The following is a 20,086-nucleotide window of genomic DNA, read 5'->3' as shown; positions in this document are numbered from 1 at the left end:
CGCATGACGGGCCAACACCACCACCTGCGACGGTGACGGATCGACTGTAAACCGGAACGCGGTAAACCTCCCCACAACCCCACAGCATGCCTACCACCTACGACACTTCCGAAACGCGCACTAGGGCCTGGTTCGTCCGGCCGTATCCGCTGCGCTCGACCGCGCCCCGTCGGCCGCCGTCGCCACCATCGTTCTGGGCAGGGTGCCCGGTCGTTCATGGCCGGAGGGAATGCCCGTTCCCGTGTAGTGGGGCAGGGGTGGCCGGGGCGCCGCCAGGCCGGCCCGGGTGCCTGGGGCCGGCCGACGCAAGGACGGGTGTGAGAAGACCAGCACCAAACTCGCCCGCTCGTCTGACCTGATCCGGTTCGAGAAGCTGCGCATCAAGACCATGAAACGCTCCGCGAAGGGAACCGTGGAGCAGTTTGTCTCCGATGACTCTGTCGTGACGCCCGTGCCGTGCGTGAAAATCGGGGGTGGTCGCCCGCCGACGTCGACCTTCCTTGGTACTTCGAGTCCGTCCCGTCACGTCAAGAACGTGCCGGGCCGACCGAAGACCGACCGGCTGGACGCGATCTGGCTGGCCAAGGTCATGGAGCGAGGGATGTGCCGGCCGAGTCTGGTGCACCCCAAGCCGATCCGCCGGTTGCGTGATCTGACCCGCTACCGACGCAGCCTGGTCCGGGATCAGACCCGGGAGAAACAACGCCTGGAAAAGATCCTGGAAGACGCGCAGATCAAGCTCGACTCGGTGATTAGCGACCTGCACGGGGTGTCCGGACGGCAGATGCTGCAGGCGATGATCGACGGACAACGCAACCCGACGATCTTGGCCGGGCTGGCCCGCGGCGTCATGCGCCGCAAGATCCCTCAGCTACGCGAGGCACTGACCGGCCACTTCGACGACCATCACGCCTTCATCTGCGACACCATGCTGCGCCGCATCGACACCCTCACCGCCGACATCGCCGAACTGGACACCCGGATCGAGCAGATGATCGCCCCTCACACCGAAGCGGTAAACACCCTCGATGAGATCACCGGAGTCGGCCTGCGCTCCGCCCAAGAGATCATCGCGGAACTCGGTGTCGACATGACGGTCTTCCCCACCGCCGCACACCTGGTGTCCTGGGCCAAGTTCTCACCCATCGACGCGACCTCAGCCGGCCGCCACAAGGGCAACTCCACCGGCAAAGGCAACCCATGGCTGGCCGCCACCCTCGGCGAGGTGGTCGCCGGAATCTCGCGCACCAACACCTTCCTCGGCGAACGCTATCGGCGCTTGGCTCGCCGACGAGGCAAGAAACGCGCGATCGTCGCGGTCGGCAACTCAGTGCTAACCATCGTCTGGCACCTGCTGACCAACCCCGAAGCCCGCTACCAGGACCTCGGCCCCGGCTTCTACGAATCACGGATAGACAAACAACGCCGCCAACGCGACCTCATCCGCCAACTCGAACACCTCACCGGCCACAAGGTCGCCGTCCAGCCCCAACCCGAAATACCCAACGCCGCCTGACCGCAACAAACCCACAGCCCGGCTCCGCTGCGCTGCGCCGGGCGCTGCCGCCTGCCCACTCGTTCACCGATTTTCGAGTCTGGCAGGAACGTGGCCCAGAAGGTCGGGCTCAACCGAGCCATCCTCGCCCAGGGGCTGGGGTCTGCTGCGGCAGCGTACCGAGCCCAAGGCCACCGGCCGGGTCGAAGACGTTCCCGCCCCTACGCGAGTCTGCGGCGCAGTGCCTGCGGATGGATCGACAGAACTCGCGCAAGAGAGCCAAGCCGAGTTCGTCTGCTTCTTCTGCGGCTTCACATGCAACGCCGACACCAGCACAGCAGTCAACGTCGCGGCAGGACAGGGCGGAATCCCCTGCCCCCGGCGAACAGCCGGTGCCGGAGGGGCGACAGCGGCCACCAGCCGTTCGAACGCCCGTGGAACTCAGCCTGTATAGGCTGGATTCCCCCTCATTCCGTAAGAGGGGGAGGATGTCAACGAGGAGAGCCTGTGCGCCTGTCTGATCTGCGCGGACGTCATGTCGCCGTCTGGGGAGCCGGCCGGGAGGGCCGGGCCGCGGTGACCGCTATCGCCGCGCACGGCCCGGCCGAGCTGGTCGTGGTCGACGACAGTGCGAACTTCCTCACTCTGCCCTGGGAGGGGGCGCTGGCGGAGGCCGCGCCGCTGGTCACCGGGGAGGCGGGCTTCGAGCGGCTGGTCGCGGCCGACGTGGTGGTCCGCTCGCCCGGCGTGCCGAACACCCACCCGTGGCTGGTCGAGCTGCGGCACCGGGACTTCCCGATCACCCAGGGCAGCGCGCTCTGGATGGCCGACCACGCGGACCGGACGGTGGGGGTCACCGGCAGCAAGGGCAAGAGCACCACGTCGAGCCTGATCAGTCACCTGCTGACCGCGGCGGGTCGGCCCAACGTCTTCGGCGGCAACATCGGCGTGCCGCTGCTCGACCTGCCCGAGGCCGAGCTGTACGTGCTGGAGCTGTCCAGCTACCAGTGCGCCGACCTGACCGACTCCCCCCGGGTGGCCGTGGTCACCGCGCTGTTCCCCGAGCACCTCGACGCGCACGGCGGCGAGCGGGAGTACTACCAGGACAAGCTGAACCTGCTCGCGCACGGCCCGCACACCGTGGTGGTCAACGGCGCGGACCCGCGGCTCGCGCTGGAGCTGGGGGACCGGGCCGCGGTGCGGGCCGGCCTGCCCGACGCCGCCCACGTCGCCGCCGGTCCGGACGGCGCCCCCTGGTTCCACCTGCGGGACCAGCCGCTCTTCCCGCGCGCGGTGTTGCCGCTGGTCGGCCGGCACAACGAGGGCAACCTCTGCGTCGCCCTCGCCGTGCTGGACGCGCTCGGCGTGGACGTTGCGGTCGCCAAGGACACCCTCGCGGTGGCGGTCGCCGAGTTCCAGGGCCTGGCCCACCGGCTCACCGAGATCCCCGACCCGTCCGGCCTCACCTTCGTCGACGACACCCTGGCCACCAGCCCGTACGCGGCCATGCACGCGATCGACGCGTACGAGGGGCGGCCCCTGACCGTGATCGTCGGCGGGACGGACCGGGGCCTCGACTACACCCCGCTGCGCGACCACCTGGCCGAGCGGGAGATCACCGTCATCGGCATCCCGGACAGCGGGCCGCGGATCGTCGAGGCGCTCGCCGGGCTGCCGGCGGTGCGGACCGAGCTCGCCGAGGACCTGGTCGCCGCGGTGGGACTGTCCCGCAAGCTCACCCCCGCCGGCGGGGTGGTGCTGCTCTCCCCGGCCGCGCCGAGCTACGGACAGTTCCGCAACTTCGAGCACCGCTCCGAGGTCTTCGCGCAGGCTGTCACCGACACCGCCCGTTGAGCCCGAGTCAGGCCGTCCCCGCGGGACCGGCGTCCGGCGGTGCCGGGCGCCGCCGCACTGTCAGCCGGACGGCAGCACCGCCTGCAGGGCGCGCATGGACCGGATCGCCGACCGGATCTCCTGCAGGTAGCGGCCCGGGGTGAGCGTGGGCTCCGGCAGCCCGGCCACTGCCGCCAGCGCCGGGTCCACCCCGACGGTGTCGATCCCGCACCGGTACGGCACGGCGAGGGTGCGCAGCGCGTCGCAGTGCTGGAACGGTACGTAGATCGGGGCGGTCACCATGAGCACCGGGTCGCCGGCCCGCAGCCGGACGTGTTCCGCCCAGAACCGCTGGGTGTCCGCGGTGTGCGCCCGGCGCCGGTCCGGCTCGCTCGACGGGGCGGCAAGCAGCCGCACCGGGGGCAGCCCGGCCGGGCGGTAGGTGCGCGAGGACCAGGCCCGGTGCGGGTGGTCCGCCCCCTGGCCGGTCTCCTCGCTCGGCGTCGTCACCCCGAACGCGGCGCGTACGCCCGCGTCGAGGGCGTCCACCTCGGTCACGCAGCCGGTGATCCCGGCATCGGCGAGCGTCCGCGACTCGGCCGGTGAGAGCGCCCGGCAACTGCCCAGCGCCGCCACCTCGCCGGAGATCCCGGCGACCGTCCGCGCCAGGTGCGCGGCGTACGCGGTGCGCCGCAGGCAGGCGTGCGCCAGCCCGCCGAGCACCAGCAGGTGCGCGTACCCGGGCAGCGCCGGCGGGACGGGGCGGACCAGGCCCAGCGCCGCCGCGGCGTCGAGCACCAGCCGGGCGGTGGCCGGGTCGAAGGCGGGCTCCCGGGCCTCGGGCCGTTCCCGCCCCTGCCGGAAGTCCCAGTGCCGGGCGGAGAAGTCGTCCAGCCCGGCCAGCACCGCCGGCAGCTCCCCGGCCGGCCAGCCACCGCCGAAGTGCCCCACCAGGGCGCGCAGCGGCGGCGAGTCCACCCAGGCCCGTACGCCCGCCGCGCGTTCCCCGTCGGTCGTTCCCGCCGCGCCGGCCGGCAGCGCCACCTCCGTCGTCCGCACCCGCCGGATGCTACCGCCCGTCCGTACGCGGACACCGGCCGTTGTGGATCGTCGCCACCCCGTGGGTGCCCGCCGTCCTGTGCTGCGGATCGAGTGGTCCGCCAGACCGACGGCCGGCGGAAAAGTGAGCGCCGGGCGGGTTCAGCTCAGGAAACCGTAGCGGTGTGGGTTGACGCGGTGTCAGGCGGACGGGCCCGCTGCGCTACACAGTGACAGTTGTCCCCCTCACCGGGTGGTGAGAGCGTGCGAGGACCAACCGCCGCTGAAGGGTGCGACGATGACCTCCGACGATCTGCTGGCCCGGCACCGGGCCGTGCTCCCGTCTTGGATGCCGCTCTACTACGCCGAACCGATCGAGCTGGTCGCCGGCTCCGGCCGCCGGGTGACCGACGCCCAGGGCCGCAGCTACCTGGACTTCTTCGGCGGCGTGCTGACCAACATGATCGGTTACGACATCCCGGAGATCCGGGACGCGGTGGAGCGGCAGTTGCGCACCGGCATCGTGCACAGCTCCACCCTCTACCTGATCCGGCAGCAGGTGGAGCTGGCTGAGAAGATCGCCCGGGTCTCCGGCATCCCCGACGCGCGGGTCTTCTTCACCAACTCCGGTACGGAGGCGAACGAGGCGGCGCTGCTGGTGGCCACCAACTACCGCCGCTCGCACCAGATCCTCGCGGTGCGCAACAGCTACCACGGCCGGTCGTACGCGGCGATGGGCGTGACCGGCAACCGCAGCTGGTCGGCGAGCGCGCTCAACCCGCTCCAGGTGGCCTGGCTGCACTCCGGCGAGCGGCTGCGCGGCCTGCTGGCCCGGCTGGACGAGGCGGACCGGATCGACGCGGCGGTGGAGGACCTGCGCGAGGTGCTCGCCACCCAGACCGCCGGCGACGTGGCCTGCCTGATCGCCGAGCCGATCCAGGGCGTGGGCGGGTTCGTGCACGGCCCGGACGGACTCTTCGCGGGCTGGAAGAAGGTGCTCGACGAGCACGGCATCCTGCTGATCAGCGACGAGGTGCAGACCGGCTGGGGGCGGACCGGCGAGCACTTCTGGGGCTACCAGGCGCACGGCGTCACCCCGGACCTGCTCACCTTCGCCAAGGGCATCGGCAACGGCTTCGCCCTGGCCGGCGTGGTCGGTCGGGCCGACGTGCTGGAGGCGGTGCCGGCGATCAGCTTCTCCACCTTCGGCGGCAACCCGATCTCCACGGCGGCCGGCAACGCGGTCCTCGACTACCTGCTCGAGCACGACCTGCAGGCGAACGCCGAGCGGGTGGGCGCGATCCTCGGTGACGGCCTGCGGACCGCGCTGGCCGACCTCGACTGCGTCGCCGAGGTCCGCGGCAAGGGCCTGATGCTCGGCGTCGAGTTCGTCCGGCCGGGCACCAGCGAGCCCGACCCGGCGCTCACCGCCCGGGTCTTCGAGGCGTGCCGGGCCGGCGGTCTGCTGGTCGGCAAGGGCGGCCTCTACGGCAACGTGGTACGGATGGGTCCGCCGCTGACGCTGACCGAGGACGAGGCCCGGGAGGGCCTGGCCATCCTGGTCGACGCGATCCGTGGCTGCGCGGCGGCGGAGGTGGCGGCATGAGCACGACGGTCATCGGGCACTTCGTCGACGGCAAGCGGGTGGTCGGCGACTCGGAGCGGCGCGGGGACGTCTTCGACCCGGCCACCGGCCGGCGTACCGGGCTGGTGGCGCTGGCTTCCGCCTCGGACGTGGCGGGCGCGGTGGAGGCCGCCGAGCGGGCCGTGCGGGCCTGGCGGGACGCCTCTCTGCCGAAGCGGACGGCGGTGCTGTTCGCCTTCCGCGAGCTGGTCCACGCCCGACGCGGCCGGCTCGCCGAGGCGATCACCGCCGAGCACGGCAAGGTGCTCGCGGACGCCGCCGGCGAGGTGCAGCGGGGCCTGGAGGTGATCGAGTACGCCTGCGGCATCCCGTCCGCCCTGCGCGGCGGCTTCAGCGAGAACGTCTCCACCGAGGTCGACTCGTACAGCCTGCGCCAGCCGCTGGGGGTGGTGGCGGTGATCTCGCCGTTCAACTTCCCGGCGATGGTGCCGCTCTGGTTCGTGCCGGTAGCCGTCGCCTGCGGCAACGCGGTGGTGCTCAAGCCCAGCGAGAAGGACCCGAGCGCGGCGCTGCTGCTGGCCGAGTGGTTCAGCGAGGCGGGCCTGCCGGACGGCGTGCTCAACGTGGTCAACGGCGACAAGGAGGCGGTCGACGCCCTGCTCGACCACCCCGGGGTCAAGGCGGTGTCGTTCGTCGGGTCCACCCCGGTCGCCCGGTACGTGCACCAGCGCGCCGCGCTGACCGGCAAGCGGGTGCAGGCGCTGGGCGGGGCGAAGAACCACATGGTGGTGCTCCCCGACGCCGATCTCGACCTGGCCGCCGACGCGGCGGTCAACGCCGGCTTCGGCTCGGCGGGGGAGCGGTGCATGGCGATCTCCGCGCTGGTCGCGGTGGAGCCCGTCGCCGACGCCCTGGTCGCGAAGATCGCCGAGCGGATGGCCCAGCTGCGTACCGGGGACGGCCGGCGGGGCTGCGACATGGGTCCGCTGGTCACCGCCGCGCACGCCGAGCGGGTCCGCAGCTACGTGGAGTCCGGGATCGCGGCCGGCGCGGTGCCGGTGGTGGACGGGCGGGACGTCACCCCGGACGGGGACGGCGAGGGGTTCTGGCTCGGCCCGACCCTCTTCGACCACGTCACCCCGGAGATGTCGATCTACACCGACGAGATCTTCGGTCCGGTGCTCAGCGTCGTGCGGGTGGGCTCGTACGACGAGGCGGTTGACCTCGTGAACGCCAACCCGTACGGCAACGGCACGGCGATCTTCACCAACGACGGCGGGGCCGCCCGGCGGTACCAGCACGAGGTGGAGGTCGGCATGGTCGGCATCAACGTGCCGATCCCGGTGCCGATGGCGTACTACTCGTTCGGTGGCTGGAAGGCGTCGCTCTTCGGTGACCTGCACGCGCACGGCGCCGAGGGGGTGGCCTTCTTCACCCGCGGCAAGGTGGTCACCAGTCGCTGGCTCGACCCCCGGCACGGCGGGGTCAACCTCGGCTTCCCCACCCAGACCTGAGCAGTCGCAGCACCCCCGCCCCGGCCAGGTATGCCACCAGCGCCGGGGCGGGCAGCCCCAGCGGCTCCGGCGCGGTCTTGCCGGTGAGGCTGTTCATCAGCAGCCCGGCGACCGGGCCCGCGTAGCCGATCGCGACCAGTGCGGTCCGGACCGGGCCGGCGGTGCTCGCCGGGGCGTGCCGGCGGGTGCGGGCCTCGATCGGGCCGAACACGGCGACCAGCGCGGCCAGCACCACGGCCAGGGTGAGCAGCCAGGGCACCCGCCAGGCCCACCAGGCCGCCGTGGCGCCCTGCGGGGTGGGCAGCACCCCCAGGGCGTCCAGCAGGCCGACCAGCAGGATGGCGGCGGTCAGGTGCCAGAGGAAGACGGTCAGCACCACCGCGTTCACCGCGATCACCACCTGCCAGGGGCCGCGGCGGCGCAGCCACCGTCGCGCCGGATTCTGCAACAGCAGGATGAGCCCGAGCTGCGCGGTGGCCGCCGCGAGCAGCGCCAGGCTCGGCGGGGCGGTGTTGTCCAGGCGCTCGCCCGGCACGTTCAGCATCGCCACCGGGTACGGCCCGACGCGGGTCAACAGCACCAGCGCGACCAGCCCCACGAGCAGCAGCACCGCCCCGGCGTGCCGCGAGCTGGGCAGCCGTCGCCGGCGCAGTCCGGGACGGTCGCCGTCGCCCCGGCCCGATGCCTGGCTCGCGCGCCGGGCGTCGTACCAGGCGAAGCCGAGCTGGTGGACGGCCAGCCAGCCGAACAGGTAGTTCCCGGTGGCCAGCCTGTCCGGGCCGAGGATCCGGCCCAGGTCGCCGAGCGCGACCAGCCCGACTAGCACCAGCGGTACGACCAGGCCGGCGCGGCGGTGCAGCGCGTACATGACGGGGGTCAGCGGGGCCACCACCAGGTAGGCGACGAGGAACCAGAGCGGGATGGTGGCGAACCAGACCACCGCGCGGATCTCGGCGGCGTCGACGCCGCGCAGCCAGGCCACCGCCGCGCCGGCCGCCAGCACCACCAGCAGCGCGGTGGTGGGACGGATCAACCGGCTGCTGCGGTCGATCAGCCAGCCGGTGGCGTCGCCGCCTCGGGCTCGCCAGGATGTCAGCGCGGCGGCGTTGGCGTAACCCCCGACCAGGAAGAAGACCGGCATCACCTGGACCCCCCAGGTCAGCGGCCAGGCCCAGGGGAGGTCGCCCAGCGCGGAGTGTCCGGTGGGGTGTCCGGCCTGGTCACGCCCGATCACGCTGATGATCCAGTGGCCGAGGACGACCAGGGTGATGGCGAGCGCCCGGAGCAGGTCGGCGTAGCGCTCCCGGCTGGGCGGTGTGCGCTCGGCGAGCTGCCGCAGGCGGCGCATGGCGCCAGGGTATGCCAGCCGGTGTTTGTCCGTGGTGATAACGGTTCGGTCGTCGGGTCTTGTGGTCCGCGCCCTCCTGTCGTAGAAATTCTTCAGCAATACGGAATGAAATGAAGACAAGCAACGCGTAACCCCACCGTGCCTCGACGCTGCGGCCGCCGTACCCCACCCTCGGCGGGCCGCCCGTACCCGAACCGAGGAGATGCGATGAACAGGCGTGAGATCCTGCGGCGCACCGCCGCCGCCAGCCTGCTGGCCACCCCCGCCGCCGGCCTGCTTGCCGGCTGCGCCACCTCCGGCGGCGACGACAAGAAGGACACCGACACCTACAAGGGCACCAAGAGCGAGCAGAACCCGCTCGGCGTCAAGGAGGACGCCCCGCTCGAGGTGGTGATCTTCAACGGCGGCTTCGGTGAGGAGTACGCCAAGGCCCACGAGGCCCTGTACAAGGAGAAGTACCCCAAGGCGGAGATCAAGCACGCCGCCACCCAGGAGATCAACAAGACCCTGCAGCCGCGCTTCGTCGACGGCAACCCGCCGGACGTGGTGAACAACTCCGGTGCCGGCCAGATCGACTTCAACGGCCTGGTCAGCCAGAACGCGGTCGCCGACCTGAGCGAACTGCTCGACGCCCCGAGCCTCGACATCCCCGGCAAGAAGGTGCGCGACACGCTGCTGCCCGGCACCGTCGAGGTCGGCTCATACGACGGGAAGTTCCTCGTCCTCAACTACACCTACACCGCCTACGGCATCTGGTACTCCACCAAACTCTTCACTGAACGCAACTGGCAGTACGCGAAGACCTGGGACGAGCACATCGCACTCTGCAAGCAGATCAAGGCCGCCGGCATCGCGCCGTGGACGTACGCGGGCAAGCACCCCCGCTACATGAGCTGGCCGCTAATCTCCACCGCGATCAAGCTCGGCGGACCGTCGGTGGCGATGGCGATCGACAACCTCGAGCCGAACGCGTGGAAGTCCGACGCGATGAAGGCGGCCGCCGACGCGTGGCACCAGATCGTCAAGGACAAGTACATCCTGGACGGCTCGCCGGGTCTGGACCACATCCAGTCGCAGACGGCCTGGTGCCAGGGCAAGGCCGCCTTCATATCCTGCGGCTCCTGGCTGGAGAACGAGCAGGCGAAGGTCACCCCGGCCGGCTTCAACATGACCGTCGTGCCCACGCCCAGCCTGGGCAGCGGCGACAAGCTGCCCTTCGAGGCGATCCGGGGCACCGCGGGCGAGCCGTTCATCGTCCCGGCCAAGGCCAAGAACCTCGCCGGCGGCCTGGAGTACCTGCGGGTGATGCTCTCCAAGAAGGGCGCCCAGGACTTCACCAAGAAGGTCTCCAGCCTGCCCGTGGTCGCCGGCGCCACCGAGGGCGTCGAGCTGCCGTTCGGCCTGAGCACCGTGGCGAAGGCGCTGGACGCGTCCGGCAGCAACGGCTTCAACTGGGTCTACAACAACTACTACCGCAAGCTGGAGCGCGAGCTCGTCGACGCCGCGTGCGGCGAGTTCTTCAGCGGGCGGATCGGCCCGGCCGAGTTCCTCGACCAGTGCCAGAAGGGCGCCGACTCGATCGCCCAGGACAGCTCGATCAAGAAGTACAAGCGGGCCGCGTAGCCAGCCGGTGGGGGTGGGCGTCGGCCCGCCCCCACCGCCCTGGCCGGTTGGAGGAGGATCGCCCCGTGCGACATGGCAAGTACCCGCTGATCATCACGTTCCTGCTGCCGCCGTTGGCGCTCTACGTCCTGTTCGTGATCTCGCCTTATCTGCAGGCGTTCCAGATCTCGACCACGAGCTGGCTGGGCTACTCGGCGCAAGCCGACCCGGTCGGTCTCGCCAACTTCCGGACGATGCTGCACGACGACCGGGTGTGGAACGCGATCGGCAACAACGCCATCCTGCTCGCCGTGGTGCCGGTGCTGACCATCAGCCTCGGCCTGTTCTTCGCCACCATGCTGTCGATGGGTGGGCGCGGCGACCGGGCCGGCGTCACCGGAGTCCGCGGGTCAGCCTTCTACCGGCTGGTCTACTTCTTCCCACAGGTGCTCCCGGTGGTGATCATCGCGCTGCTCTGGCGGGAGATCTACCACCCGAACAACGGCCTGCTCAACGGTTTGCTGCGCGCTGTCGGCCTGCCCGCGCCGACCTGGCTCGGCGATCCGCGCACCGCCTTCTGGTGCGTGCTCGCCGTGATGGTGTGGAGCAACGTCGGCTTCTACGTGGTGCTCTTCGGCGCCGCGATGTCCGCCATCCCGCGGGACATCTACGAGGCGGTGCTGCTCGACGGCGCGTCCCGGTGGGTCACGCTGCGCCGGATCACCATCCCGCTGCTCTGGGACACCGTGCAGGTCGCCTGGATCTATCTGGCCATCGCGGCGCTGGACGGCTTCATCCTCGTCCAGCTGATGACGAACGGGGGGCCGAACTTCTCCTCCGACGTCATCGGGCTGCGGATGTACGAGACCGCGTTCGGCAGCGAGAGTAAGTTCGGGTACGCCTCGGCAATCGGCGTGGTGATGTTCTTCCTGACCCTCACGGTGGCGGTGCTGGCGTTGCGGGCCGCCCGGCGCGAGAGGATCGAGCACTCATGACCACCCTGGACAGGTCCACCGCGACGGACGCGGAGCTGGGCCCGACCCGCCGCGACCTGGGGCCGGCCCGCCGCGAGCGGGGCGTGGTGAACGTCGCGTCGCACGGCTTCCTGGTGGTCTGGGGCGCGCTGACCATGCTGCCGTTGTTGTGGATGTTCCTCAGCTCGTTCAAGAGCGACGGTGAGATCCTCTCCGACCCGTGGGGGCTGCCCGGCGCGCTGCGGCTGGAGAACTGGGCCCGGGCCTGGACCGAGGCGCACATCGGCCGGTATTTCCTCAACAGCGCGATCGTGGTGGCCGGTTCGCTCACGCTGACGATGCTGCTTGGCGCGACCGCGGCGTACGTCTTCGCGCGCTACGAGTTCCGGGGCCGTCAGGTCGTCTACTACCTGTTCGTCGGCGGCATGATGTTCCCGGTCTTCCTCGCCCTCGTCCCGCTCTTCTTTGTGGTCCGCAACGCCGGTCTGCTTGGCACCTGGCCCGGCCTCATGCTGGTGTACGCGGCGTACTCACTGCCGTTCACGGTGTTCTTCCTTACCGCGTTCTTCCGCACCCTGCCGACCGCGGTCGCGGAGGCGGCCCTGATCGACGGGTGCGGCCATTTCCGGCTGTTCTTCCGGGTGATGCTGCCGATGGCGCGTCCGGGACTGATCAGCGTGGCGATCTTCAACTTCCTGAGCCACTGGAACCAGTTCATCCTGCCGCAGGTGCTCATGCAGGGCGACGACTCGAAGTACGTCCTGGCCCAGGGGCTCACGGCGCTCGCGGTCAGCCAGGGCTATCAGGGCGACTTCAGCGGCCTGTTCGCCGGTCTGACCATCGCCACACTGCCGGTGCTGGTGGTCTACGCGGCGTTCCAGCGGCAGATCCAGGCGGGCCTCACCGCTGGCCAGCTCAAATAGGTGCCGGTCGGCTGCGGCCCGGCTTGACCAGTAGGAAATCCCCTACCTATTGTGGCGGCATGACCGTGACCCATGTGCAGCTCCTCTCCGTGCCCGTCAGCGACCAGGACCGGGCCCGCGACTTCTACGTCGACGTCCTCGGCTTCGACCTCGTCTGGGACAACCCGATGGGGCCCGGCGGTCGCTGGGTCCAGGTCGCCCCGAAGGGCGCCGCGACGGCGCTGACCCTGGTCACCTGGTTCCCGACCATGGCACCCGGCTCGCTCAAGGGCCTGGTGCTGGAGACCGACGACCTCGACGCCGACGTGGCACGGCTGCGGGAGCGGGGCGTGGTCTTCGCCGACGACGGCATCCAGACCGCCCCCTGGGGCCGGTACGTCACCTTCGACGACCCGGACGGCAACGGCATCGTGCTCCAGGCCACCCGTGTCTGAGGGGGACGTCTTCGCGGCGCTGGCCAACCCCACCCGGCGGGAGGTGCTCCGGCTGCTGCTCGAACGGGGCGAACAGCCGGTGCAGCGGCTCGCCGACCATTTCGAGATGCGCCGGCCAAGCCTCTCCGAGCACCTGCGGGTGCTCAAGGACGCCGGGCTGGTGACCGAACAGCCGGTCGGCCGGCAGCGGTTTTATTCACTGCGCCCCGAGCCGTTGCGCCAGGTGGCCGACTGGCTCGGCCCGTACGAGCAGTTCTGGCGGGCCCGCCTGGCCGACCTGCGCGAGGTGCTGGACGGGCTGCCCGATGACTGAGTCGACGGCGATCGCCCTCGACCAGTTCCTGCCCCACCCGCCGGCCAAGGTCTGGCGGGCGCTGACCGATTCTGATCTGCTGGCCCGCTGGCTCATGCCGAACAACTTCCGGCCCGTGCTCGGGCACCGGTTCAGCTTCCGCACCACCCCGCGACCCGGTCAGGGCTTCGACGGACTGGTCCACTGCGAGGTGCTGGAGTTGGACGAGCCGCGCCGGTTGCGGTGGGCCTGGCGGGGCGGCCGGCTGGACACCGTGGTCAGCTGGACGCTGGTGCCCGAGGGACGGGGCACCCGGCTGTTCCTGGAGCACTCCGGCTTCGACCCGGACGACCCGGTGCAGCGGGGCACCTTCACGCTCCTCGACGGCGGCTGGCGCAGTCACGTCTGGCGCCGCCTCGAGCAGACCCTCACCGCCCTGCCCTGACCCCGCGCCTTCCCGCCCGTCGAGGCTTATCGTCCATTGAGCCTTCCGGGCCTTCCCGCGCTCCAGGCCTCCACGCGCCGAGGGCGGTGATGGCAGGTCCAGAACTGACTGCGGTTATGGTCCGCCGTCGGCGCGGGGCGCGGAGGTCAGGCGGTCGTCGAAACCAGGAGGGCGTGCAGGGCTGCCGGGTCGGTGACCTCGGGCAGGTCGCGGGCGGCGAGCCAGGCGGCCGCCGCGGCCCCGTCGCCGGCCGTGTGCAGCGGCGCGTCCGGCCACCGGCGGGCCAGCTCGGCGTGGACCGCGGCGCCGAGCGGGGTGTCCCCGGTGAGCAGCCCGCCGCCGAGCACCACCGGGTCGGCCGCGCCGGGCCGCCGGATCCGGGTCACGTTCTCCGCGAGCAGCACGGCGGCCTCGCCGATCAGCGCCCGGGCGGTCGGCTCGCCCGCCCGGGCCGCGGTCACCACCAGCGGCGCGAGCCGGGCCAGCTCCACCGGCGGTCGCCGGGTCACCGCCTGCACGACCGCCTCGGCGGTCGCCCGCGGCCGGGCCGCCACCTCGGCCGAGCCGGTCAGCTCGGCGAGCACCCGGCCGGCCAGCACGCCCGGCGGGTCGGCGCGGTCCAGGTCGGACAGCAGCCGGCGGACCGCCTCCCTGCCGAGCCAGAACCCCGAGCCGGTGTCGCCGAGCAGCCAGCCGTGCCCGTCCGCGGTACGGTCCAGACGCAGGTCGCGTACCTGGGCGGCGATCGCGCCGGTGCCCGCGATGAGCACGGTGCCGTCCGGGGCCGCGGTGCCCGCGGCGTACGCCACCAGGGCGTCGCCGTGCACCGCGTACGGGCAGCGCAGACCCGCGTCGGACCAGGCCCGGTCGAAGGCGGCCCGCCCCTGCGGGTCGGCGAGGAGCCGGCCGGCCCCGGCCAGCCCGATCACGCCGGCGCGTACCCGGGTCGGGTCGACGTCGGCGAGCGCGGCGCGCAGCGCGGCGAGCAGCTCGACGGCGGCCCGCTCGGCGCCGTGGCTGGTCGGGTTGCCGCCGCCGGCCCGGCCCGTGCCGAGCCGTACGCCGTCGAGGCTGACGGCGGCGGCGCGGGTGGACGTACCCCCGATGTCGAGGCCGACCACGATCATGTCGGACATCCGCTGGGCCTGCTTCCTACTGGTTGCTCGTTGTTGAGCTGTTGGGATGGTTCGCTCTCCGTTCGGCTGGCGCCGGGCTGGAGTCCTGGACCGGCAGTCTGGTCCGGTGGCGATCGGTCCGGTCCTGCAGGATCTGCTTCACCCGCTGGTGTGGGGTGTGTAGGGCGATGTCGGGGGCGCCGGCTCTTTGCAGGATGTTGATCGCGGCGTTCACGTCTGCTTGCCACACCACTGGGCAGCGGGTGCAGTGAAACCAGTCTCCGCTGCGGCGGCCGAAGTCGCCGCAGTGGTGGCAGGTTTGTGAGGTGTGGGCGGCGTTGACGGGAACGTGCGCAGAACCTCTGCGCTCCGACACGCTTTTCAGGGCCTCGGTGGTGACTCCTTTGGTCCCCGCGGCGAGATGCCGGTTGATGTTCTTAGGTAGCTTCTTGCGGCTGGTGAAGCGTTTGGTGAGGTCTTCGGCGATCACGGTGGGGGCCTTGTCGACGACCTCGTGCACGGCGGTGAAGTTCTCCGTGCGCACCCGCGCCCGGTGGTGGGCGGCCTGCCGGTCCCGCTTTACCGTCCCGAGGTTGTTGGTCTTGATCCGTTGCGCTTTCGCGTGGTCGCCGCGCAGGGCGGCTGTGTTGGCGATCGAAGGGAGCTTCGCCCAGCGCCGGTTGCGTTCCTTCAGGCGGTCCGCCTCGGCCGTCAGCAGTGCGCCGAGGCGCCTACCGTGCCGGCCGCTGTCGGAGTCGGTGAGGGCTTCGGTGTAGCACTTGTCCACATTGACCGTTGCATCGCCGCACGGCCGCTGTGACGACCACATCTGCGACGCGTCGATCTGGTAGTGGACCTCGACTCGGCCGCGGCGCAGGATCAGGTTCAGCGTGCTCGTCGGCGCGACAGTCGTGGACAGCGGGATCTTGACCATCTTGCGGCGTTGCAGACCGGGTACGACCAGCCACAACCGGCCCCGCCCGTCGACGATGATGTTGTGCTTGTCGGCGCGGACGACGATCTGATCGTGTGTGTGGTTGCGGCCTCGCTTCCAGTGCTTGCGCAGTTGGCGAGCCAGGAACGGGTCACTGGCCCACAGGTCGGCCTTCAACGTGGTGAACGTCCGCTTGAGTTCGGCCGTAGATAGACGTGCTGACAATATCGACAACCAGGTCACAGTTCCCCCGCGGGCGTTGTGGCCCTTCATGCTGGTCTGCCCGGGTCGCCGAGGCAAGATCCACGGTCCGGTCGGTGGCTTTGCGCGAGGTAACAGTTTGAAAACTTCGCCCATGCCCTTGACACGGAGGGGGCGTCAGTAAGAACTTTTACCACTAACAGTTAACACTCTTTTCCGAAAGGCGTCCCATGGTTGATCACGAGGTGGACACCCCCGCGGGGACCGCGGTGGTCGACGCCGACGCGGTCGACCGGCGGGGTGCGGTGGCGGTTTCCTCCGACGGAGTGCTGGCCAGGGTCCGGGCCGGGGCTGGAGAGCTGACGGGGGCGTTGCGCCGGGTCGCTGAGCACGTGCTCAGCGACCCGGAGGCGGCGGCCCGGGCCACCATCGTGGAGCTGGCCGAGCGCAGCGGCACGTCACCGGCGACCATCACCCGGTTCTGCCGGGCGATGGGCTTCGAGGGCTACGCCGACCTGCGGCTCGGCATCGCCGCGGAGACGGGCCGGGCGCGCTCGGCGGGCTGGACCGTCGACATCGGCCGGGAGATCCAGCCCAGTGACCCGCTGTCCCGGGTCCTCGACCAGATCATGGCCGCCGACACCCGCGCCATGCACGACACCGCCGCGCTGCTCGACCTCGCCGAGGTGGAAAAGGCAGCGGTGGCCATCGCCGGCGCGAGCCGGGTGAACATCTTCGGCGCCAGCGGCAGCGCGCTGGTGGGCGAGGAGATGCAGTTCAGCCTGCACCGCATCGGGGTGGCCGCCTGGGCCTGGAGCGACGTGCACGAGGGGCTGGCCAGCGCGGCCCTGCTCGGTGTCGGCGACGTGGCGTTGGGCATCTCGCACACCGGGCAGACCCGGGAGACCATCGAGTTGCTCGCGGAGGCGGGCAGCCGGGGGGCCACCACGGTCGCGCTGACTGGCTTCCCCCGCTCGCCGCTGGCCGAGCTTGCCGACATCGTGCTGGTCACCGCCAGCCAGGCCACCACCTTCCGGCCCGACGCGCTCTCCGCCCGGCACCCTCAGCTTGTCGTGCTCGACCTGCTCTACATCGCCGTGGCGCAGCGCACCCACGACCGCGCCCACGCGGCCTTCCGGCGTACCGCCCAGGCCGTCGACGGACACAAGGCCGCGAAGGGGGCCACCTCATGATCAGCGCCCAGCGGTACGCGGACGCCGTCCGGCCGGTGCTCGACCGGCTGGTCGATACGCAGGCGGCGGCGGTGGACCGGGCCGCCGACCTGATCGCCGCCGGGCTGCGTGCCGGTGGGGTGCTCCAGGCCTTCGGCGCCGGCCACTCCGAGGCGTTCGCCGCCGAGCTGGTGGCCCGGGCCGGCGGGCTGGTGCCCACCAACCGACTCTCCCTGCACGACCTCGTGCTGCACGGTGACGCGCCCCGCGACGTGCTCGCCGACCCCAAGCTGGAACGCGACCCGGCCGTGGCGCACCAGCTCTACGCCCTCGCGGCGCCGCAGCCCGAGGACGTGTTCGTGGTCGCCTCCCAGTCTGGCATCAACGGCTCGGTGGTCGAGCTGGCGGCGCTGGTCCGGACGCACGGCCACCCGTTGATCGCGGTCACCTCGGTCGAGCACACGGCACGGGTCGCCCCGCGGCACCCGTCCGGGCACCGGCTCGCCGACCTCGCCGACGTCGTGCTGGACAACGGCGCGCCATACGGCGACGCACTGCTGCCGCTCGAGGGCGGCGGCGCGGTCTGTGCGGTCTCGTCGGTCACCGCGGCGCTGCTGGCGCAGCTGCTGACCGCCGAGGTCGTACGACGGTTCCACCAGGCCGGAGAGGTACCCCCTATCTACCTCTCCGCCAACGTCCCCGGTGGGGACGAGCACAACCTCGCCCTCGAGTCGCGGTACGCCGGGCGCCTCCGGCGCACCGCCTGACCCGACACCACAAGGAGAGACGAACATGTCGGTTACTCCCGAGAACCTCGGCGACCTCAGCCGGCGGACGCTGCTGCGGCGGGCCGCCGCGGCCGGCCTGCTCGCGACCCCGGCGATGGGCCTGCTCAGCGCCTGCGCCGGCAGCGAGCCGAAGAAGTCCGACGACACCGGCGGCGCGAAGAGCAAGGACAACCCGTTCGGCGTCAAGGACGGCAGCGCGGTCAAGGTGGTCATCTTCAACGGTGGCCTCGGTGACCAGTGGGCGAAGGAAGACAAGGTCATCTTCAACGCCAAGCACGCCAACGTCACGGTCAACATGAGCTCGACTCAGAAGATCAAGACCGAAGAGCAGCCGAAGATGGCGACGCAGCCGAGTGACCTGGTGATGAACTCGGGTGCGGACATGATGGACCGCAGCACGCTGATCAACGAGGGTGCCATCGAGCCGCTCGACGACCTGCTCGCCGCCCCCGCGTGGGACGGCGAGGGCACGGTCGCCGACACCCTGTTGCCCGGCACGGTGTCCGACGGCACGCAGAACGGCAAGTTCTACGTCGTCAACGTCGCGTTCACGGTTTGGGGCAACTGGTACAACGCGGCCTTGTTCAAGAAGGAGGGTTGGCAGCCGCCCACGACCTGGGACGAGTTCTTCGCGCTCGCTCCGAAGATCAAGGCCAAGGGCATGGCGCCGTACGTCCACGACGCGGTCCACGGTTACTACCCCCGATGGGCGCTGATGGCGAGCATCTGGAAGTCCGCGGGCAAGCAGGTTGTCGTCGACATCGACAACCTCAAGGACAACGCGTGGAAGGCCGACGGCGTCCTCAAGGCGCTGGAGCCGTGGGAGAAGCTCGTCAAGGACAAGCTGCTGCTGCCGGGCAAGCTCGACCACACCCAGTCGCAGCAGGCCTGGCTCGACGGCAAGGCGGCGTTCATCCAGGTCGGCACCTGGCTGAAGAACGAGATGTCGGCCACCATCCCGCCGGGCTTCGAGCTCACGATCTCCGACTACTGGTCCAACGCGGGCGACAAGGCGCCGAAGGACGTGTTCGCCGCCTCCGGCGAGGGCTTCGTCGTGCCGAGCAAGGCCCCCAACAAGGCCGCCGCCAAGGAGTTCCTGCGGGCGATCCTGTCGAAGGAGGGCTCGGCCAAGTTCGCCGAGCTGACCAAGTCGCTGGCCTCCACCAAGGGCTCCGGCGACAACGTGCAGGACTCGGCACTGTCCAGCGCGAACGCCCTGATGAAGAACGGCGGCAGCGAGCTCATCTCGGTCAAGTTCCAGGACTTCTACGCCGACCTGGACAAGGAGAGCCAGAACCTCTCCGAGGAACTGATGGCCGGCCGGCTCACCGCGCAGCAGTTCATCGACAAGATGCAGACGGCCGCCGACAAGGTCGCCAAGGACTCGTCGATCAAGAAGCAGACCCGCACCGCCTGATCCGTTCGAGAGAGGCAGTCCAATGCGGCACGGAGTCGCGCGTTTCGTCACGGGCTTCCTGGCCCTGCCTGTCGCGCTGTACCTGCTCTACGTGGTGTGGCCGTTCGTGCAGGCGGCGGGATACTCGCTGACCGACTGGGGTGGGTTCTCGGGCTCCCAGAACTTCGTCGGGCTGGACAACTACGTCCGGCTGCTCTCCGACGAGCTGATCCGGAAGGCGTTCTGGCACAACGTCTTCTTCCTGGTCACCGTGCCGCTGTTCACCATCGCGCTGGCCCTGTTCCTCGCGTTCCTGCTCAATGTGGGCGGACGCGAGGACAGGGCCGGCATCCGCGGGGTGTTCGGCTCCGGCCTCTACAAAATCATCTTCTTCTTCCCGCAGGTGCTGTCGCTGGTGGTCATCGCCGTCATGTGGCAGCAGATCTACCGGACCGACGGTCAGGGCCTGATCAACGGGATGCTCATCAAGATCGGGCTGGTCGACGCGGACAACCCGATCGCGTTCACCGCCGATCCGGAGCCCTTCCTCGGCGTACCGGCGGTGCTGTGGTGGCTGCTGCTCATCGCGGTGTGGAGCGGGGCCGGTTTCTACATGGTGCTCTTCTCCGCGGCGATGCAGTCGATCCCGAAGGACATCTTTGAGGCGGCGATCCTGGACGGGGCGAACCGGTTCCACACCTTCTTCCGGGTCACCCTGCCGCTGCTGCGGGACACCATCTCGGTCGCCTGGGTCTACCTGGGCTTCATCGCGCTGGACATGTACGCCCTGGTCTTCGTCATGACCCCGAGCCAGGGCGGCCCTAACCACGCCAGCGAGATCTTCGCGTCGGTGCTCAACTTCACCGCGTTCCAGAAGGGCCAGTACGGCTACGCCTGCGCGATGGGTGTCGCGCTGGCCATCTTCACGATCCTGCTCGCCGCGCTGCAGCTGAGGATCACCCGTCGTGACCGCATCGAGTACTGAAGGAGGCGCGAC

At 70.7% G+C, this 20,086-nt stretch carries 18 protein-coding genes; 14 read left to right on the top strand and 4 right to left on the bottom strand.

The annotated features are described in order from the left end of the window. The first annotated feature begins 388 nt into the window (after positions 1–388). Positions 389–1,516 (top strand): IS110 family transposase, encoded by a 1,128-nt coding sequence (locus tag A6A27_RS23095; protein WP_274534578.1) that lies wholly within the window; start codon positions 389–391, stop codon positions 1,514–1,516. A 486-nt stretch (positions 1,517–2,002) separates the two neighbouring features. Continuing rightward, the gene (gene murD / locus A6A27_RS23085; RefSeq protein WP_073836738.1) at positions 2,003–3,349 is read left to right on the top strand and encodes a UDP-N-acetylmuramoyl-L-alanine--D-glutamate ligase; all 1,347 of its coding nucleotides are present in this window, start codon (positions 2,003–2,005) and stop codon (positions 3,347–3,349) included. Positions 3,350–3,409: 60 nt separating this feature from the next. Here the strand turns inward: murD and A6A27_RS23080 are convergent, their stop codons facing one another. Beyond that, the gene (locus A6A27_RS23080; protein WP_241825407.1) at positions 3,410–4,387 is read right to left on the bottom strand and encodes a hypothetical protein; all 978 of its coding nucleotides are present in this window, start codon (positions 4,385–4,387) and stop codon (positions 3,410–3,412) included. A 277-nt stretch (positions 4,388–4,664) separates the two neighbouring features. On the opposite strand from A6A27_RS23080, the gene A6A27_RS23075 reads away from it, so the two are divergent. Together A6A27_RS23075 and A6A27_RS23070 are read left to right on the top strand one after the other, a co-directional pair. After that, positions 4,665–5,972, top strand: coding sequence for an aspartate aminotransferase family protein (locus tag A6A27_RS23075; RefSeq protein WP_073836737.1), 1,308 nt, complete (start codon positions 4,665–4,667; stop codon positions 5,970–5,972). Then, positions 5,969–7,465, top strand: a complete 1,497-nt coding sequence (locus A6A27_RS23070) for a CoA-acylating methylmalonate-semialdehyde dehydrogenase (protein WP_073836736.1) — start codon at positions 5,969–5,971, stop codon at positions 7,463–7,465. The genes A6A27_RS23075 and A6A27_RS23070 overlap by 4 nt, the downstream gene beginning before the upstream one ends. Here the strand turns inward: A6A27_RS23070 and A6A27_RS23065 are convergent. Continuing rightward, positions 7,437–8,813, bottom strand: a complete 1,377-nt coding sequence (locus tag A6A27_RS23065; protein ID WP_073836735.1) for an acyltransferase family protein — start codon at positions 8,811–8,813, stop codon at positions 7,437–7,439. The two genes, A6A27_RS23070 and A6A27_RS23065, sit on opposite strands and share 29 nt — an antisense overlap. Positions 8,814–9,020: 207 nt before the next feature. Here A6A27_RS23065 and ngcE (A6A27_RS23060) point away from each other — a divergent pair, with 207 nt between their 5' ends. The 6 genes from ngcE (A6A27_RS23060) to A6A27_RS23035 all read left to right on the top strand — a co-directional run bounded on the left by ngcE (A6A27_RS23060) (position 9,021) and on the right by A6A27_RS23035 (position 13,483). Then, entirely contained in the window at positions 9,021–10,436 is a 1,416-nt protein-coding gene (gene ngcE / locus A6A27_RS23060) for an N-acetylglucosamine/diacetylchitobiose ABC transporter substrate-binding protein (RefSeq protein ID WP_073836734.1), read from the top strand. Between the two features lie 65 nt (positions 10,437–10,501). After that, positions 10,502–11,410, top strand: coding sequence for a carbohydrate ABC transporter permease (locus A6A27_RS23055; RefSeq protein WP_073836733.1), 909 nt, complete (start codon positions 10,502–10,504; stop codon positions 11,408–11,410). Further along, positions 11,407–12,312, top strand: a complete 906-nt coding sequence (locus tag A6A27_RS23050) for a carbohydrate ABC transporter permease (protein ID WP_073836732.1) — start codon at positions 11,407–11,409, stop codon at positions 12,310–12,312. Before A6A27_RS23055 ends, A6A27_RS23050 begins: the two co-directional genes overlap by 4 nt. 59 nt (positions 12,313–12,371) lie before the next feature. Then, positions 12,372–12,746 (top strand): glyoxalase superfamily protein, encoded by a 375-nt coding sequence (locus A6A27_RS23045; protein WP_073836731.1) that lies wholly within the window; start codon positions 12,372–12,374, stop codon positions 12,744–12,746. Beyond that, positions 12,739–13,059, top strand: coding sequence for an ArsR/SmtB family transcription factor (locus A6A27_RS23040; protein ID WP_073836730.1), 321 nt, complete (start codon positions 12,739–12,741; stop codon positions 13,057–13,059). Before A6A27_RS23045 ends, A6A27_RS23040 begins: the two co-directional genes overlap by 8 nt. Then, complete coding sequence (locus A6A27_RS23035; RefSeq protein ID WP_073836729.1) at positions 13,052–13,483, top strand: SRPBCC family protein; 432 nt, start codon at positions 13,052–13,054, stop codon at positions 13,481–13,483. The genes A6A27_RS23040 and A6A27_RS23035 overlap by 8 nt, the downstream gene beginning before the upstream one ends. 146 nt (positions 13,484–13,629) lie before the next feature. Here the strand turns inward: A6A27_RS23035 and A6A27_RS23030 are convergent, their stop codons facing one another. Together A6A27_RS23030 and A6A27_RS23025 are read right to left on the bottom strand one after the other, a co-directional pair. Then, positions 13,630–14,619, bottom strand: coding sequence for an N-acetylglucosamine kinase (locus tag A6A27_RS23030; protein WP_073836728.1), 990 nt, complete (start codon positions 14,617–14,619; stop codon positions 13,630–13,632). 16 nt (positions 14,620–14,635) lie between these two features. Then, entirely contained in the window at positions 14,636–15,805 is a 1,170-nt protein-coding gene (locus A6A27_RS23025; protein ID WP_198940413.1) for a zinc ribbon domain-containing protein, read from the bottom strand. A 158-nt stretch (positions 15,806–15,963) separates the two neighbouring features. Here A6A27_RS23025 and A6A27_RS23020 point away from each other — a divergent pair, with 158 nt between their 5' ends. The 4 genes from A6A27_RS23020 to A6A27_RS23005 are packed head-to-tail and all read left to right on the top strand — an operon-like array spanning position 15,964 to position 20,074. Further along, the gene (locus A6A27_RS23020; protein ID WP_073836726.1) at positions 15,964–16,926 is read left to right on the top strand and encodes a MurR/RpiR family transcriptional regulator; all 963 of its coding nucleotides are present in this window, start codon (positions 15,964–15,966) and stop codon (positions 16,924–16,926) included. Further along, positions 16,923–17,672, top strand: coding sequence for a sugar isomerase domain-containing protein (locus A6A27_RS23015; protein WP_073836725.1), 750 nt, complete (start codon positions 16,923–16,925; stop codon positions 17,670–17,672). Before A6A27_RS23020 ends, A6A27_RS23015 begins: the two co-directional genes overlap by 4 nt. A gap of 25 nt (positions 17,673–17,697) precedes the next feature. Further along, entirely contained in the window at positions 17,698–19,110 is a 1,413-nt protein-coding gene (gene ngcE, locus A6A27_RS23010; RefSeq protein ID WP_073836724.1) for an N-acetylglucosamine/diacetylchitobiose ABC transporter substrate-binding protein, read from the top strand. Positions 19,111–19,132: 22 nt separating this feature from the next. Beyond that, positions 19,133–20,074 carry a carbohydrate ABC transporter permease gene (locus tag A6A27_RS23005; protein WP_073836723.1) on the top strand — a complete coding sequence of 314 codons (942 nt, stop codon included), beginning with the start codon at positions 19,133–19,135 and terminating at the stop codon, positions 20,072–20,074. Positions 20,075–20,086 lie beyond the last annotated feature (12 nt).

The sequence above is a fragment of the Micromonospora sp. CB01531 genome (assembly GCF_001905095.1).
Taxonomy (GTDB): Bacteria; Actinomycetota; Actinomycetes; order Mycobacteriales; family Micromonosporaceae; genus Micromonospora.
This window is presented reverse-complemented; position numbering and strand designations above follow the sequence as displayed.